At 39.8% G+C, this 16534-nt stretch carries 20 protein-coding genes; 7 read left to right on the forward strand and 13 right to left on the reverse strand.

Annotated elements, in window-relative coordinates:
- Position 1: 1 nt before the first annotated feature.
- Together pdhA and ACQKFG_RS01365 are read right to left on the reverse strand one after the other, a co-directional pair.
- On the reverse strand, positions 2 to 1117 hold the full coding sequence (pdhA, locus tag ACQKFG_RS01360; protein WP_192203915.1) for a pyruvate dehydrogenase (acetyl-transferring) E1 component subunit alpha: 1116 nt from the start codon (positions 1115 to 1117) through the stop codon (positions 2 to 4).
- A gap of 644 nt (positions 1118 to 1761) precedes the next feature.
- Entirely contained in the window at positions 1762 to 2424 is a 663-nt protein-coding gene (locus tag ACQKFG_RS01365) for a YkyA family protein (protein ID WP_192203914.1), read from the reverse strand.
- Between the two features lie 212 nt (positions 2425 to 2636).
- On the opposite strand from ACQKFG_RS01365, the gene ACQKFG_RS01370 reads away from it, so the two are divergent.
- Together ACQKFG_RS01370 and def are read left to right on the forward strand one after the other, a co-directional pair.
- Positions 2637 to 2807 (forward strand): YjcZ family sporulation protein, encoded by a 171-nt coding sequence (locus ACQKFG_RS01370; RefSeq protein ID WP_192203913.1) that lies wholly within the window; start codon positions 2637 to 2639, stop codon positions 2805 to 2807.
- Between the two features lie 236 nt (positions 2808 to 3043).
- Positions 3044 to 3598 carry a peptide deformylase gene (gene def / locus ACQKFG_RS01375; RefSeq protein ID WP_192203912.1) on the forward strand — a complete coding sequence of 185 codons (555 nt, stop codon included), beginning with the start codon at positions 3044 to 3046 and terminating at the stop codon, positions 3596 to 3598.
- A 48-nt stretch (positions 3599 to 3646) separates the two neighbouring features.
- Here the strand turns inward: def and ACQKFG_RS01380 are convergent, their stop codons facing one another.
- Complete coding sequence (locus ACQKFG_RS01380; RefSeq protein WP_427555628.1) at positions 3647 to 4414, reverse strand: Cof-type HAD-IIB family hydrolase; 768 nt, start codon at positions 4412 to 4414, stop codon at positions 3647 to 3649.
- 882 nt (positions 4415 to 5296) lie between these two features.
- On the opposite strand from ACQKFG_RS01380, the gene ACQKFG_RS01385 reads away from it, so the two are divergent.
- Positions 5297 to 5506 carry a DNA-dependent RNA polymerase subunit epsilon gene (locus tag ACQKFG_RS01385; protein ID WP_034314070.1) on the forward strand — a complete coding sequence of 70 codons (210 nt, stop codon included), beginning with the start codon at positions 5297 to 5299 and terminating at the stop codon, positions 5504 to 5506.
- 3 nt (positions 5507 to 5509) lie between these two features.
- Positions 5510 to 7180 carry a ribonuclease J1 gene (gene rnjA / locus ACQKFG_RS01390; protein ID WP_034314071.1) on the forward strand — a complete coding sequence of 557 codons (1671 nt, stop codon included), beginning with the start codon at positions 5510 to 5512 and terminating at the stop codon, positions 7178 to 7180.
- Positions 7181 to 7259: 79 nt separating this feature from the next.
- Here the strand turns inward: rnjA and ACQKFG_RS01395 are convergent, their stop codons facing one another.
- The 4 genes from ACQKFG_RS01395 to ACQKFG_RS01410 all read right to left on the reverse strand — a co-directional run bounded on the left by ACQKFG_RS01395 (position 7260) and on the right by ACQKFG_RS01410 (position 10900).
- The gene (locus ACQKFG_RS01395) at positions 7260 to 7919 is read right to left on the reverse strand and encodes a potassium channel family protein (protein ID WP_192203910.1); all 660 of its coding nucleotides are present in this window, start codon (positions 7917 to 7919) and stop codon (positions 7260 to 7262) included.
- 62 nt (positions 7920 to 7981) lie between these two features.
- A complete protein-coding gene (locus tag ACQKFG_RS01400; RefSeq protein ID WP_370662525.1) occupies positions 7982 to 9112 on the reverse strand; it encodes an N-acetyldiaminopimelate deacetylase in 1131 nt (376 codons plus the stop codon).
- 68 nt (positions 9113 to 9180) lie between these two features.
- Positions 9181 to 9891: a 2,3,4,5-tetrahydropyridine-2,6-dicarboxylate N-acetyltransferase gene (gene dapD, locus ACQKFG_RS01405; protein WP_369618928.1), complete on the reverse strand. Its 711-nt coding sequence runs from the start codon at positions 9889 to 9891 to the stop codon at positions 9181 to 9183.
- Between the two features lie 124 nt (positions 9892 to 10015).
- Entirely contained in the window at positions 10016 to 10900 is an 885-nt protein-coding gene (locus ACQKFG_RS01410; protein WP_349729599.1) for a LysR family transcriptional regulator, read from the reverse strand.
- Positions 10901 to 11013: 113 nt separating this feature from the next.
- Between ACQKFG_RS01410 and ACQKFG_RS01415 the strand changes: the two genes are divergently transcribed.
- Complete coding sequence (locus ACQKFG_RS01415) at positions 11014 to 11346, forward strand: TSUP family transporter (protein WP_427555634.1); 333 nt, start codon at positions 11014 to 11016, stop codon at positions 11344 to 11346.
- An 18-nt stretch (positions 11347 to 11364) separates the two neighbouring features.
- Here the strand turns inward: ACQKFG_RS01415 and ACQKFG_RS01420 are convergent, their stop codons facing one another.
- From ACQKFG_RS01420 to ACQKFG_RS01435, 4 genes are all read right to left on the reverse strand, one after another.
- On the reverse strand, positions 11365 to 12879 hold the full coding sequence (locus ACQKFG_RS01420) for an MDR family MFS transporter (protein WP_192203905.1): 1515 nt from the start codon (positions 12877 to 12879) through the stop codon (positions 11365 to 11367).
- Between the two features lie 117 nt (positions 12880 to 12996).
- Complete coding sequence (gene cbpB, locus ACQKFG_RS01425; protein ID WP_192203903.1) at positions 12997 to 13437, reverse strand: cyclic-di-AMP-binding protein CbpB; 441 nt, start codon at positions 13435 to 13437, stop codon at positions 12997 to 12999.
- A gap of 122 nt (positions 13438 to 13559) precedes the next feature.
- Positions 13560 to 13706: a hypothetical protein gene (locus ACQKFG_RS01430; protein ID WP_192203901.1), complete on the reverse strand. Its 147-nt coding sequence runs from the start codon at positions 13704 to 13706 to the stop codon at positions 13560 to 13562.
- Positions 13707 to 13801: 95 nt separating this feature from the next.
- The gene (locus tag ACQKFG_RS01435; RefSeq protein WP_034314086.1) at positions 13802 to 14041 is read right to left on the reverse strand and encodes a YkuJ family protein; all 240 of its coding nucleotides are present in this window, start codon (positions 14039 to 14041) and stop codon (positions 13802 to 13804) included.
- A 184-nt stretch (positions 14042 to 14225) separates the two neighbouring features.
- Between ACQKFG_RS01435 and ACQKFG_RS01440 the strand changes: the two genes are divergently transcribed.
- Both ACQKFG_RS01440 and ACQKFG_RS01445 read left to right on the forward strand, forming a co-directional pair.
- Positions 14226 to 15185, forward strand: coding sequence for an MBL fold metallo-hydrolase (locus ACQKFG_RS01440; protein WP_427555639.1), 960 nt, complete (start codon positions 14226 to 14228; stop codon positions 15183 to 15185).
- A 94-nt stretch (positions 15186 to 15279) separates the two neighbouring features.
- A complete protein-coding gene (locus ACQKFG_RS01445; protein WP_076366808.1) occupies positions 15280 to 15513 on the forward strand; it encodes a glutaredoxin family protein in 234 nt (77 codons plus the stop codon).
- A 79-nt stretch (positions 15514 to 15592) separates the two neighbouring features.
- Here ACQKFG_RS01445 and ACQKFG_RS01450 read toward each other — a convergent pair whose 3' ends face one another.
- Positions 15593 to 16078, reverse strand: a complete 486-nt coding sequence (locus tag ACQKFG_RS01450; protein WP_192203897.1) for a DUF3993 domain-containing protein — start codon at positions 16076 to 16078, stop codon at positions 15593 to 15595.
- A 173-nt stretch (positions 16079 to 16251) separates the two neighbouring features.
- Entirely contained in the window at positions 16252 to 16479 is a 228-nt protein-coding gene (locus tag ACQKFG_RS01455; protein ID WP_192203894.1) for a hypothetical protein, read from the reverse strand.
- Positions 16480 to 16534 lie beyond the last annotated feature (55 nt).

Consider the following 16534-nt stretch of genomic DNA (forward strand, 5'->3'; position numbering starts at 1 on the left):
CTTACTTCGACTCCTTCTCTTTATAAATTTCATATTGTTCTTTTAAGTTATAAGGCATTTCTTCATACATGTTTTCAATAAGGTCTGTAACCTTTTGCTTAGGTTCTGCATCTGCCAATTTGATCGCTTCTTTAATATCGTCTTTTGCTTTTTCTATTGTTTCGTTCTCTAATTCTTCATTCCAAAGTTTTTTGTTTTCCAAGAACTTGCGGAAACGAACCAATGGATCTTTCAGTTCCCACTCGTTATCCATTTCGGAAGTACGGTAACGTGTCGGGTCATCCCCAGCCATCGTATGCGGACCATAACGGTAAGTTAATGTTTCAATCAATGTAGGGCCTTCACCATTAATTGCACGTTCACGCGCTTCTTTAACAGCTGTATAAACGGCCAACGCATCCATACCATCAACTTGGATGCCAGGGATACCTGCAGCCACACCCTTCTGGGCTAATGTTTTTGCTGCTGATTGCAAATCAACCGGAGTCGAGATTGCGAAACGGTTATTTTGCACGATGAAGATAGCCGGCGCTTTAAATGCACCTGCAAAGTTAATTCCCTCATAGAAGTCACCTTGTGAGGTTCCGCCGTCACCCGTATATGTGATGGCTACAGCTTTTTTTCCGCGTTTCTTCAACCCAAGTGCAACACCTGCAGCTTGAATATATTGAGCGCCGATAATGATTTGAGGGGAAATTACATTGACGTCTTCAGGAATTTGATTTCCTTTAAAATGTCCCCGTGAGAACAAGAATGCTTGCCAAAGCGGAAGGCCATGCCAAACGATTTGCGGAACATCACGGTAGCCAGGCAGAATGAAATCTTCTTTTTCCAAAGCATACTGGGAAGCGATTTGAGATGCTTCTTGACCGGCAGTCGGTGCATAGAAACCTAATCTGCCTTGGCGGTTCAGTGATATAGAACGTTGATCCAAGATGCGTGTATATACCATACGACGCATTAATTCTTGCAATTGTTCATCACTTAAATCAGGCATTGCCGCTTCATTAACGACTTCTCCCTCTTCATTTAAAATTTGAAAAGTTTCAAATTGTTCTTCTACTTTCTTAAGCTGATCCTGAACATTAATTTTAGCTTGTTTAGTTTTTTGAGCCATTTGGCACCTCATCCTTTCATTAAAAAGGTTTGCTATTATTATTCTATAAAGCAAAAATAGTTTGCTTTTTAGTTTCTTCAACAATTCATTCTTTTATTTTTCCCTTAAGACCAATCCTCAAACGTGGATATGCTTAATATGTCTCAATCTTATTCTGTACCATAAAAAAAATCAAGGAAAATGATACAAGAATTTTTATAGATTAAGTTTACAAGATGAATTAACATCAAGTCAATCACTTGGAGTTCCTTATAATTTTGATTTAATAGAATTTCCAATACTCATACTTCTTCTCTGTATTAGTTTTCACTTTATAACTGTACCATTAAATTTCCCCTATTTTTCAATTTAAGGATTGCGAAGGATAACATTTAAAACCCCCAGCATACCGGATCGATTCCAAAACCGCTTTAACTATAGGCATTTGAGCCTTCGGAATAATATTCCAAAAGAATATTCAAACGCTTTCATATAAGTCTGCTGTTTGAATTTTGATTATCGTTTTTTTTTAGTACAGGTATGAAAATCCCACATCAAGATGGTTGCACAAAAAAAGTCCATTCTAGAATTTTTCTGTCCCTACATGAACTGGATTGAACAAAATATGGGCTGTGAGTGAGAATCACAGCCCATCATTATTTATATTATTTTGTTGAATCAGCCATTTCTATGCCGGAACTATCATAAAAACTTTCTTTTTTTTGATTTGATTTTTCCGTTAATGCATTAAATTCCTCATTCGCTTTCAGAACTTTTGAATAAGAGGTATTTATTTTCTTGATTTGCACTTGTAATTCATCCATTTTCAAATCCTCTTTTTTAAAAAGTTCATATAATTCACGATCATAAGCCAGACTTTGTTGATAAGCATCATATAAATTATCGTAGGTGCTATAGCGCTCACTCATGACCTTTTTCATTTCGGTCGCTTCTTTTTTTATTTTTTCATCCTCTATTTTCCCGATTTGTTCATCTATCTGATTGAATTGTTCTTTTGAGGATTGCATACTGCTTTGTTCCTTTTCAATTATTTTTTCCCTTTGGTCGATATTCTTGGTGGCTTCATCTGAAAGCTCGACAATCTGTTCATAATCATCCAATCCAAGTTTAATGATTTTCTCATATTTTTCTTTTTCTTTTTTCTCCAAATCATTAAGAGGCTCTTGATGTTCGGTGAAATCACTTTCCTTTTCTGCAGTTTTCTCTAGGATTTTGTGGATTCTTTCTTCTGGTGAACCATTAAAACAACCAGCCAAGATCACTAAAGAAAGAAGTAAAATAACATATGGACCAAAACGCTTCAACATAGACAGCTCCTTCTAATAGTACTTCGAAGATTCATTTTTCTCTAAATTCCCTTATTAGCAGCAAACACTTGTTACAATCATATTCCGAACAGGTTTTTTTCATTACTGGGCGCTAGCCTACACCCTTTAAGCCATCCTGCATAGGCTGTAGTGACCGTTTCAAATCAGAGTGGTCAGTATTTTAATAATACAAAAAACGGAGGTATGAAATTATGTATGGAGGTTACAACCAGGATTGCTGTTATCCGGTTTCCAGTGCACCCAGCTATGGTTATGGTGATGGTTATGGCTATGGTGGTGGAGGCTGCGGCTTTGGAAGCGGCTTCGCTCTAATCATTGTCCTGTTCATTCTGTTAATCATTGTCGGCGCGTGCTTATGCTAACCAGGTAATTACTATTACCTTTACCCGAAAATGTTAACTATTTACCCTAAATAACAAAAAATGATTTATTTTTTTAAATAGACCTTAACACGCAATTAATATAATGGCTGGGATAGGAATTAATGACTTATTCCATCCCTTCCATTTTCTTTCATTAGACATCCATTAACTTTCAGTGTTTTTTTTGTTAAAATAACCCTATACATATTATTAGAATTTTTGCGGGGTGAAAGATAATGCTTACCATGGATGATTTTGTTAATGAAGACGATCCAATCTTAAGGCAAGTCGCGGTAGAGGTTCCGCTTCCGGCATCAAATGAAGATAAGCAACTTTTAGACAGCTTGATGGAATATGTCCAAAACAGCCAGAAGCCCGATATTTCTGCACTATACGGGCTAAGGGCAGGAATTGGCTTGGCTGCACCACAGGTGAATGTTTCAAAAAGGATGATCGCGGTTCATTTGAAAGAAAAAGATGGTCAACTGTATAGCTATGCACTTTTCAACCCTAAACTCATCAGCCATTCAGTGGAAAAAGCATATTTGACATCCGGTGAAGGCTGCCTTTCCGTAAATCGTCCCGTTTCCGGCTATGTTCCCCGTTATGCTCGAATAACGGTTGTGGGTACGGACCTGGAAGGAAAATCGGTTCAACTCCGCCTGAAAGGCATCGCAGCCATTTGCTTTCAGCATGAAATCGACCACCTTAATGGAATCATGTTTTATGATCATATCAATCCGGAAGACCCCTATGCCATTCCGGAAAATTCAATTGCGTTGGAAAGGTAACGCAATAAGCAAAACCCCTGCCTGTTGGTTGACGGGGGTTTTGTTTTTTTATATCAGTTCAAGTTCCTTCAAACCAAAAAGTATGCCATCATCATCGACATCCTTCGTTACAAAGTCGGCCTCTTGCTTCACAAGTTGACCGGCATTCCCCATTGCCACGCCATATCCCGCTACTTTTAACATCTCTATATCATTTAAGCCATCTCCAAAGGCGTAAACATCCTCCAAAGCAAACCCGACTTTTTCCATTAATATTTTTATGCCTTCAGCTTTTGAACCCCCGAATGGAAGTACATCCGTTGAATATTCATGCCATCTAATGAAATGAAAGTCGTCATATTTCCCAACAAAGTTCCCTTCTTCATCTTCCGAACAGAATAATAAGGCTTGATATATATCATGGTCCTCATAAAAATCTGCCACATGTTCAGGGTGGGGAAACTTCAGGCTGCTTAATGCTTCTTCAATTCTGATATGATGTGGAACACTCGATTTCATTGTCTCCTCATTCATGAAAACGATCGGTATTTCATTTTTTTCAGCATGTTCGTGGAGCCGTTTTATCTCAGGTATGCTCAAAGGGTTTTTATAAACGACTTTCCCTTCAAAAACAACGTATTGTCCATTGAAGCTTACAAATGTATCGATGCCAAGCTCTTCCCTTAAAGATTCGAACATGAACGGAGCCCTTCCTGTGGCAATTGCTACAAAAACCCCGCTATCCTGCAGTTGCTTAATAGCATTTTTTGTTGAAGCAGGTAACTTTTTTTCATGATCGAGTAATGTTCCGTCAATATCAAAGAATACGATTTTCACTAACAATTCACTTCCAATTCATTCATTTTTCCTTTTTTAATATGTACCCATTTAATAATTGTCATCAAGATAAGTCAAGTAACATAACCGGATTCCACTCAATTTACGTTTTTTATTCATGAATGGGCATATACTATTCTTAATAGAAACAACTCAGGTTTTCTTAGATTACTTCTCTCCCATCCTTCTTTACTCCAAAATCCCAGCCGCTTGTATGAATGAGCCTTTTTTTTCAAAAATGGGCCAAGTACCTGTAAAGACGTATTTACATTATTGAATAATCCTATACAATAATAGTAAGGGAGCGTGATCGCCATGTTAAAAAAGCTTCGTAAAAAGCTTGCTAAACAGTGGAATGATCTTTTAAGAAAAAAATCTATCGCATGATTTGCCACTCATTCCTGCCTTGGCCGTCATCCATATGCGAATTTTTTTTGGACAGCTCTTCAAAAACTTGCGAAGGGCTTCTTCCTTGTTGTAAAGTTCTTGTTAAGCATTCTTTCTATCTTGGCTTTTATATGGTCAGGTGAATACATATTTCAAATAAAGATATGAGTCGTTGTGTTTTCATGAAACGCTGACACAGTCGCACTGTTTTAATTAGAAAGAAATCGTTTACGAAAAAAAGATCCCATGATTTAAGTTTTACACATGGCAAAAACGGATAGGATATAAGATAGAGGAAGACACAATTGGATTGATACCAGAATCGGCCATCTATTTTTTTATATACTTTAGACATTGGTATATTTAATTCATCAAACCCCTTCCGTTTTTATGGCGGAGCTGGGTTTATTTTTACATGATGTTGAAAAACATGAAAAAATTGTTGTTTTTATATATAATGAAAAAAGCAATGCAAACAAGTGAGGAGAGATTAAAATGGTTTTTAAGGTATACTATCAAGTAACCATATCAGAGGTTCCCATCAGGGAGAATACTAAAACAATGTTTGTCGAAGGTGAATCCGTTCGTGACGTTCGTTTAAAATTAAAAAAGGAACCTTATAACGTAGAAATCGTATTACCCGTAACCGGAGCATATTTAGAATATGAAAAACAAAATGAAGATTACAAAGTATTGGAGCTATAATTTATGAAATTTGTAAAAAACGATCAAACAGCTGTATTCGCCCTGGGCGGTTTAGGCGAAATCGGTAAGAACACATATGCTGTTCAGTTTCAAGATGAAATCATCATCATTGATGCTGGAATTAAATTTCCTGAAGATGAGCTTCTCGGTATTGACTATGTGATTCCTGATTACAGCTATTTAGAAAAAAATGTAGATAAAATTAAAGGTGTCTTCATTACCCATGGCCATGAAGACCATATTGGCGGGATTCCTTATTTGCTTAGAAAAGTGAATGTCCCTGTATACGGCGGGAAACTAGCACTTGGACTGCTTCGTAATAAATTGGAAGAACACGGCCTTTTGCGCCAGACAACCATGATTGAGATCAGTGAAGATGAAGTGATCAAGTTCCGGAAAACGTCCGTCTCATTCTTCCGCACAACACACAGTATCCCTGACTCTTATGGAATCGTTGTAAAAACACCACCTGGACAAATTGTCCATACTGGTGATTTTAAATTCGACTTCACACCAGTGGGCGAGCCTGCAAACCTGACCAAGATGGCTGAGATCGGTAAAGAAGGTGTATTGTGCCTACTCTCGGATAGCACAAATAGTGAAGTGCAGAATTTTACTATGTCCGAAAGCCGTGTCGGCGATACCATTCAAGACATTTTCCGTAAGGTTGACGGCCGGATTATTTTTGCAACGTTTGCATCGAACATCCATCGCCTTCAGCAAGTTGTCGAAGCAGCCGTGGCTAACGGCCGTAAAATAGCCGTTTTTGGCCGAAGCATGGATTCAGCCATATCAATTGGACAAGATCTTGGTTATATCGTAGCGCCTAAAGATACATTTATTGATGTACAGCAATTGAATCGTATGCCTGCGAATAAAGTAACCATCCTTTGTACAGGCAGTCAAGGTGAACCAATGGCAGCATTGTCTCGCATAGCGAATGGCACTCACCGTCAGATTCAAATCATTCCTGGAGATACTGTAGTATTTTCATCTTCACCTATCCCAGGTAACACAATCAGTGTTTCGAGAACAATCAATCAATTGTATCGTGCAGGAGCAGACGTCATTTCAGGTCCTTTGAATGACATTCATACATCAGGACATGGCGGACAGCAGGAACAAAAGCTGATGCTTCGTTTGATTAAACCAAAATTCTTCATGCCAATCCATGGTGAATACCGTATGCAAAAACTACATGCCCGCCATGCAGTCGATTGCGGGGTTCCGGAAGAAAATTGCTTTATCATGGATAATGGTGAAGTTCTATCCTTAAGTGAAAACACAGCACAAATTGCTGGTAAAATCCCTTCAGGTTCGGTTTATATCGATGGAAGCGGCATCGGGGATATTGGTAATATCGTTCTCCGTGATCGTCGGATTCTTTCCGAGGAAGGCCTTGTCGTTGTCGTTGTCAGCATCAATATGAAGGAATTCAAAATTGCATCCGGACCTGACATCATCTCACGCGGATTTGTTTACATGAGAGAATCAGGAGACCTTATAAGCGATGCTCAATCCTTGATAACTAAGCATTTAAATAAGGTGATGGATCGTAAAACTACACAATGGTCTGAAATTAAAAATGAAATTACAGACACTTTATCTCCATTCCTATATGAAAAAACTAAACGGCGTCCAATGATCCTCCCGATCATCATGGAAGTCCAATAATAATAGAAGCCCAGCCATTGATGGCTGGGCTTTTTTGTGGATAAAAAGTGCGCGCTGCCCGAAATTGAGCAAAGCTTGCTTATTCCACAATTTTTTTTTCAAAGCGATTGATGTCCGAATCCGCGCCGATGACGATCAATATATCACCTTTATGAATTAAATCGCTCGCCTGTGGGGAAACATTTATATCGTTCCCCCTTTTGATTGCGACTATATTCAGCCCATAATGAGCACGGATATCAAGGTCAAAGATCGAGTTTCCATTCATCTTTTGGCTTGCAACAATTTCGACGATGGAGTGTTCATCAGAAAGCTCCAAATAATCGAGAATATTATTGGAGACGATATTATGGGCGATCCTTCTCCCCATATCTCGTTCGGGGTGCACGACATAGTCGGCCCCGATTTTACGAAGAACCTTCTCATGATAATCATTTTGCGCTTTAACCGTAACATTTCCGACACCCAATTCCTTAAGCATGAGCGTCGTCAATATGCTAGCTTGAATATTCTCGCCAATCGCTACAATGACGTGATCAAAATTCCGAATCCCTATGTTTCTCAGTACATTTTCATCTGTCGTATCCCCTACTACTGCATGTGAAGCTATTCTGGCAAATTCATTCACTCGATCTTCGTCAGCATCGATAGCCAGAACCCCTAATCCTTCTTCAGCTAATGTCTTGACTATGCTGCCGCCAAAACGGCCAAGTCCAATCACCGCAAATTCTTTTTTCACAATAAGCCCTCCAACGTCATTCGTTCTCCCTTTAGAGCATGTTCTGTACTGAAAAGCATTTTTTACGCTTCGCTTCCTTTAAACGTTATATAGTCCGTTAAGTGATTGATCGCGAGTTCAATCGCAGTTTCATCCGGACTTAACTTAGCGTGGTGCAATCCGTAATCCGATGAAACCCCCAGCCAGAACATGAATCCTGGAATCTCCTTTAACATATAACCAAAATCTTCACCAGTCATCGCTTCAGTGCAGCGATGCAAATGAATAGCGGTTGACTTCTCTGTAAATTCCATGAATTCCCGGGTCAGCCGTTCTTCATTATACACCTGATGATACATCGCACCATAGTCGATTTCAGCCAAGCACTCATATCCCACTTGTATGCCATCCACAAGCGCCTTTATTCTTGACTTGACCTTTACCATCGATTCTGGGGTAAGGGTGCGTATTGTACCTTCTAACCGCGCTGTCTCCGCAATAATATTTTGAACGGTGCCTCCAGTAATCTTCCCAACTGTAATGACAGCTGAATCAAGTGGATTGACATTCCTGGAAATGATTGTTTGCAGCTGCCCTACAAGCGAACAGGCCGCAATGACCATATCATTTGTTTCATGCGGATAGGCTGCATGCCCTCCTTTCCCCCTCAAATCGATGAATAATTCAGATGTATTGGCAAATAGAAGCCCTTCTTTAACGGCAATCGTCCCAACTGGGTACTCTGGGGCAATATGTAAAGCAAGAATCATATCAGGCTTCCATTTTTTCATCGTTTCCGATTTAAGCATCGGTTCAGCTCCGCCAGGACCTTCTTCTGCAGGCTGGAAGATGAATAGCAAGTCATCATCGATCGGATTTTCGGTGAAATATGTCAATAATCCCAAACCTATGCTCATATGAAAATCATGACCGCAGGCATGCATATATTCCTCGTGTGTGGATGCAAACGGCAATCCGGTTTCCTCTTTTATCGGCAGACCGTCAATATCAGCCCGGTAGCCAATCGTTTTTCGCGGATTCATTCCCTTCACTTTCACGAATATCCCAGTCCTCCAAGTTTCTATCTCCATTCGCTCCTGGGCCAGTTTCGTTATGTAGTTAAGTAGGTATTCCTGCGTCTTGAATTCTTGGAACCCTATCTCCGGTATTTGATGCAAATCACGCCGGATCTCGGCAAAAGGACTTATTTTCACATTATTTCCTCCTATACAGAAAGCGTGGATATATTTATCCACGCTTCAGGCAATATTCACTAAAGAAATTAAAGTTGACGAAGTTCTTGCATGATTTCTGTTTTTGATTTTGTTTTTTCGTCAATTTGTTTAATGACCCTCGCCGGGATACCGGCAGCAACGGAGTAAGGAGGAATGTCTTTCGTTACAACTGCACCAGCCGCCACAACTGAACCTTGACCGATTTTCACACCTTCCAGTACGACCGCATTGGCTCCGATTAAAACATCATCTTCCAAAATGACCGGTTGTGCGGAAGGCGGCTCGATGACACCTGCTAAAACGGCACCTGCGCCTACGTGACAGTTTTTACCCACTGTTGCACGACCGCCCAGTATTGCGTTCATGTCGATCATTGTGCCTTCACCGATGACAGAACCAATATTGATTGATGCACCCATCATGATGACTGCGTTGTCTCCAATGGATACTTGGTCACGAATTACTGCGCCAGGCTCGATACGGGCTTTGATGCCTTTTAGATCCAATAAAGGAATGGCAGAGTTACGGCGATCACTTTCAACTACATAATCCTCGATTTTTGTTCCTGCTGCCTTGATTGCTTCTTCGACTTCAGACCACTCACCGAATACAACACCTGTATTTCCTGTTATGAAAGTTTTAGAAGCTGGTCCAAAATCCATGCCTTCTAAATCGCCTTTGACATATACCTTTACAGGTGTAGATTTTTTACTATTTGAGATAAAAGAAATAATTTCGTTTGCATCCATTTTGTTCATTCCGGGTAAACCTCCTAAATATGTATCTTTACTCGTTTTAAATTTACCAGACAACTGCCGGCAAGACAAGTTGAATGTCACTCTTATATATTATTCTCCCCTATTGACATTTTCGTCAGCGGACCTATAACATTCCTTGCTCGCGAATATGCTCTTTCACCACTTCCGTGAATGCTTGCACTTGCTTTAACTGGAAGGCAGATTCATAGCCGCAAAGCCATGTATCCCGTTCGATTGAGTGGTTATGCCCATCCAGTAGAGGGATTTTAAAAACATTCGTATCTTTATCATGCAGAGTGATGGCTGGCAGGATTGCATATCCTATACCATTGAACACCATTTGTTTGCATGTTTCGATTTGATCCACGACAATAGTGTTTTTTGGTGTCGTTTTAAATTGCCGATGCCACCAGTCCTGGATTTCCTGATAATAATTCGAATCGCTTTTAAACTGAATGAATGGCCGGTCCGTTTCGAACACTTGATTCAGTTCCTTCATTTCAGTATCGACCAGATATAGCATATCCGTAAATAAATGCTGTTTTACACCTTTCCAATCCGGGGCTCCCCTTATGATGCCAATATGCACCTGTCCTTCATACAAAGACTTTAAAATCTCACTGCTCCAGCCAGTGATTAAGGAAATTTTGGCATACGGATATTTTTGAACGAACTTTTTCAATACTTGCGGCAGCCAATTTTGACCGACAATCGAAGCACAGGCTATTTTCAAAGTCCCATATACTTCATGGTCCATAGCTTGAATGCTTTCCCTGACCTTTTCTTCTTTTTCGATAACCTCATTGGCCAAACGAATTACCGCTTCACCTGCTGGCGTCAGTGACAGCCCTTTTTGTGAACGCAGAAACAGTTTCGAGCCCCAATCCTTTTCTATGGATTGTAAACGCTGTGATAAAGCCGGCTGGGAAACGAACAACCGCTCAGCTGCTTTTCTCATATTCATTTCCTGAGCAAGCACGGATAATAAATGAAATTCTGAAAATGACATACACACCAACCTCTTGATAATTAAATCTTATCATGATGATTTAATTTATTTAAATTTTATTATCAACAAAGTCGGCCTATAATACAAGAGAAAAGAAACGGGGTGAATATCCTTTGACGATCATTTTACTGCTTGTCATCAGTTCTGCAGCATCCTTCGTCGGTACATTGGCTGGGGGCGGCGGCCTTATCGGAATGACATCCCTTCTTTTGATAGGTTTACCCATACACCAGGTTATTGGTTCAGTCAAATTTCCCAATATGTTTTCTTCTTTTTCTAGCTTTTATACTTTATTCAAGAAAAAACATCTAAAATTGAAGGATGCCCTCCATTTAATCCCATTTGCCCTTTTCGGTGGCTTTTGCGGTGGCCTGCTTGTTAATTCAATCTCTGAGAAGGCAATGAATTTGTTAGCCATCTGTCTCTTGACTGCAAACTCCATTTAAAGAATCTGCCTTTTTTCCCTATTCCTTCTTATTCTTTCTTAGTCTCGTAAGTAATAGGAAGCTGATTATAGAGAAGACCAGGACAATAAGATAAATCGTCTGTAAAGACAATGTAAGTCCTTCCTGTAAAACATTTACAACGTTTTCCGGAAGCGACATGCGTTCTTCACTGTTCAACAGTTTATTCGCCGTATCTATCGTCACTCCCGAGCCGGCTGGCGCATGCTCGTTCAAGTAGGCCTGAAGCCTCATATTCATGATTCCTCCAAGTAATGCAGCACCTACAGTATTCCCTAAATTACGCATGAACATATTGGAAGCTGTAGCAATGCCCCTTCGTTCCCAGCTGACGGTTTTTTGAATGACGACAATGAATGAGGTTGAAGTCAAGCCCATGCCCACTCCGACAAAGAAGGATCCCATGGCAGCAATAAGGGGCCCAGCTTCCGGCTTCATCCACACTAGGATCAAGCTCCCAAGGATCAATGAACACCCTCCAAGGAGGGAGGTTGATTTGAATCCTATTTTCATCAATAACCTGCCAGAGACCATTGATGCGATCGGCCAGCCAATTGACATGGCTGTCAATGTAAAACCAGCTACCGTAGGCGAGCGTTCCATCACGCCCTGAACGAAGGTCGGGAGGAAACTTGATAATCCGATCATCATCACCCCTGTCGTCAGGGATACAAGATTGGCAATCAGAATGGAACGCTCCTGCCAAATTTCAAATGGCATCATCGGTTCGGCCGCTTTCTTTTCCTGAAGAATGAAGAAGATGAAGGTGATGATGGCCACTAATGCCAAGGATATGACCGGAGCTGAAGCCCATGACCATTTCACTCCTCCTTCTACGAGAATCACCATAAGAGTGGATATGGATAACGTCAATAGCGTTGCACCTAGGTAATCGATATCACGTTTTTTCTTTTCGATATTTTCATGAAGGAAAAACCAGATACCAATGAAAGATAATAAGCCCAAAGGGATATTTACCCAGAAGACAAGCTTCCAAGTCAGGGATTCAACGAGCAAGCCGCCCAAAGCTGGCCCCATGACAGCCGAAATGCCCCACACGCTCGATAGATACCCTTGTACGCGTGCCCTCTCTTCATTTTTATAAATATCGCCAACAATTGTCGAAGCCACAGGAGCGACAGCCCCAGCCCCAAAACCTTGTATAAAGCGATATATGATGAGTTCCGTCATAGAATCTGCAAAGCCGCAGAGAAGGGAGCCAATGAGGAAGACAATGATTCCAAATAATAAAACAGGTTTTCTCCCGAGAATATCCGATAGCTTTCCATATATCAAGACTGTTACCGCGTTCATGAGCAAATAACCTGAAAACACCCAGCTGTAAAGTGAAAAACCGCCTAAATCACTTACAATGGCTGGCATTGCCGTTGAGACAATCGTTCCTTCAATAGCATTCATAAACATAGCCAACATGATCGCAGCTAATATGAAGGGACGTTTCAATTTTTTATTCTGCACCTTAGCACTATTTACTTCTTGGCCCAATTTCAGCATTCCTCCCCCAAGACCCTAACTGTTTATAGACTTTACCACTAGCTGGATCAAATATGTAAAAACAAGAAAACTCGCCAACTGGCGAGTCTTGAGGTTAACCATCTTTTTAAGCCTTACTTATTTATCGGGTGTATTTTGTTTAAATACCTTTTTCAGGATTGCTCTTCTCGTTAAGATACCTTCAAATACATGTTCGTCATTCTCCACACAGACAAAAGGATGATCAATCAACAATTCCACACCCTTTGTCAATGTATCATCAATATGCAGGCGAGGTATTTCTATATTCATTATTTCGGAAACTTTTTTATTCTCAAGATTATCAAATTCAATTCGTTCCAGTCCCAAGATTGAATCAAGAATGACTGGTGTGCTAATTAAACCATGCAGTTTATACATCGGATCTAACACAGGAATGGCCGTATAACCGCTCTTTGTTAATACCAATAGTGCATGTTCTAAATTATTGGTTACCTGCACGTGGGCCACGCGTTCAGAAGAAATCATTAAGTCTTTAACGCTGGATTCCAATAAATCCCCATCATGAGTACCGATCATGTTAAAACCCCTTACCATATGTTTTTATATACAGCTCTTTCTATAGTTTAACATATGTAAGCAGAAAAGGCTCATTCCTAGACCAATAAAATCCCAATCGGCGGGATGTCCGCAAGAGATTTTTAGCCTTTACTAGTTTTGATATTAACCTGTTTAAAACCGCATTCCGGGCATTGATAAATTACATTTTGGTTGGATTGTGCCGTTAATACATCATCCATTTCTCTTTCCTCACCGCATGCTGGGCATATTACCATTGGATTTTTCATTTTACATCCCTCCAATTAATAAGATGTGTAATTTTCACTGCTTCATTCACAATAAAAAAGCCGCTTCCAAAGGAGGGCGGCTTTTCGTGATTTTTTTAAGATTGAAGAAGATCAAAGATTTCAATGGTAATCATATCAATATTATCAAATTGATATTTGGATGATTTCCCTTTATCACTGTATACTTCAAGCTCGAACATTTCTGTTTTGCTGAAATATGTAACCTGGCACTTTTTCACACCATCTATTTCAAAAAAACGTTGAGCAGATTCAGATTCCTTCGCTTGCTCTTGAAGACTTTTCAATCTGGTAAGGATGCCCTGTAATTGAGACATACTCCCTCTCCTTTCTGAATAAAACCTTTTCGATAGGTTTCACTATACCATACTTTTCTATCCAGTAACCACGCCGAAATAAATTCAGAATAATTTAAAACTTCATTCTTTACATGGCACTATTAACAGAATAAAATAAGGAATGGATTTTGTACATGAAAAATTTTTTAGGGGGTAGATTCTGTTGCAAAACATTAGTGAACTTGGTTATCGCATTTCATTGATTGATGGTTTTGATTTGGATAGAAGAAATCGTACAGGTACATATGTAATTGCCGATGAAGACATCACATTAGTCGAAACTTCCGCCAGCCCTTCCATCCCCCACTTAATGAAGGGGCTCGAACATTTGGGAATCGCCCTTGAAGATATTACATATATCATTCTTACCCATATTCATTTGGACCATGCAGGTGGAGCTGGACTTTTTTTACAGCATTGCCCGAACGCAAAAGTGATCGTCCATCCAAAAGGTGCACGTCATCTAGAAGATCCAACACGTTTGATTGCTGGGGCTAAAGCAGTATATGGTGATGAATTCAACAAGCTTTTCGATCCGATTTTACCTATTCCGTTTGAAAAAATGCTGATTAAACAGGATCGGGAATCCCTGCAAACAAGTGAAAATTCAAAGTTGACCTTTTATGATACTCCGGGGCACGCAAACCATCATTTAAGCATATTCGATTCGGTTTCAAAAGGGATGTTTTCAGGTGACACCGTAGGCATCTATTATCGTGAACTCGATGAAGAAGGTCTGGAATTTTACTTACCTTCCACATCGCCAAACCAATTCAACCCCGAAGCAATGCTTGCAGCAGCGGAATTGTATGAAAGCATCGGCGTCGAACGTATATATTTTGGCCATTATGGGGTTTCTGAAAACCCTAAGGAAGTATATAAACAACTTCATTACTGGCTGCCTAAATTTGTTGCGACTGCCAAATCGGCTTACAGGGAATATGCGAGCTTTGAGGAACGAGTGGCAGCGACCAGTAAAAATATTTTCACGGAAGTCGCCTTTCATTTAGGCGAAAAAGGAATCACCACAGATCATCCTGTTTTTGAAATCATCGCCATGGACCTGGACGTTTGTTCCATGGGATTGATAGACTATCTGGTAAAACAGGAAAAAGGGAAGTAGAACGGGTGCTAGGGGGTGTTTTCCTATTCAAATGTATCGGCATCCTCTATAATGAAAAAATAAACCTTACCTAAATCATAGATGGAGGATTGAAATGAAAGACGTTACGCTATACACCCAACCTGATTGCCCTCCCTGCAAAATCATGAAAATGTTCTTTGATGATAATAATGTCGTTTACAAAGAAAAGGATATTAAAGCAGATGGACAAGCCCGAAAAGAATTAACGAATAAATACGGCGCCTATTCCACACCAACGGTCGTCATCGACGGGAAAGCCATTGTTGGTTTTGAATTGGACGAAATAAAAAAAGAACTGAATATATAAAAAAAGTCTAGAGTAGGCAGTGACCTCCTCTAGATTTCTTCATTTCGGCTCCATATTTTTCAACTTAGAAAAACTTGCTTTATTTCATTTTATCACTTTCATAATTTACATCCATTACCTTCCAAACATCATTTTCCTTTTTCAAGGTAACTGATTCAACATGTTTTTTCATCGATACAGGTCCGTCCCCAATGTCCTGGAATTCCTCCTGAACATAAATGACATCACCGTTTTTCCCATATACAATTTCCGTATTCTTGTCGTAACTGAAAAAAGGGATATAATACGGAGCGAAATCTGATCCAAATGCCATATAACCGCCATCGACTTCCACTACATTCGCTTCGACAAACTTCTTGATGAAATCACCTGTGAAGTGTTTATCCAACTTCCCTTCAATCGCTTCCTTAGTACGTACTTCCTCACTGATCGAACCTTGGTTCTCCATGGCATCTTGTACTAAAGATAGTACTTCCTCTCTATGTAAGCCTTCCGCTGAAGTTGTGAACCCTCCACTGAAAAATAAAAGGATACTGGCAAGACATGCAACTAGATATTTCCTCATTACAATCATCTCCTTGTTATAGAATTTCTCCCAATGGTTCTGATTTTTGCCTATGCCTTTCAATACCCGTCATAATCAAAGCCAAACTACAAAATCAAATTCTCCGGGATACCATTGCCCATTCTTCACAATAAAAAAGGAGATTTCATGATATTGAAATCTCCTTCTCACAATTATCGAAAAGCATAGTAAAAGATAAAACCGGCAACCAAAATCGTCCCGACGAAAAGGGAAACCAATACCGGGTTCTTTAAATAAGGATGTTCTTTAACAGAATCATCGATAGTCGAATCATATCTGGCCTTCACTTTCTGTGCCCTTGCTACAGAATAAGTATAAAAGAGCAGATATAATGCCATGATTGTAACGATTATGATTAGAATCCAGATGTACGTGCTCAAAATATGTCTCCTCCAAGCGCATCATTTCTGCTTATCGTTACACATTTAAAGCGAT

The sequence above is a fragment of the Peribacillus sp. NPDC076916 genome, assembly GCF_050269675.1.
Lineage (GTDB): Bacteria > Bacillota > Bacilli > Bacillales > DSM-1321 > Peribacillus > Peribacillus aracenensis.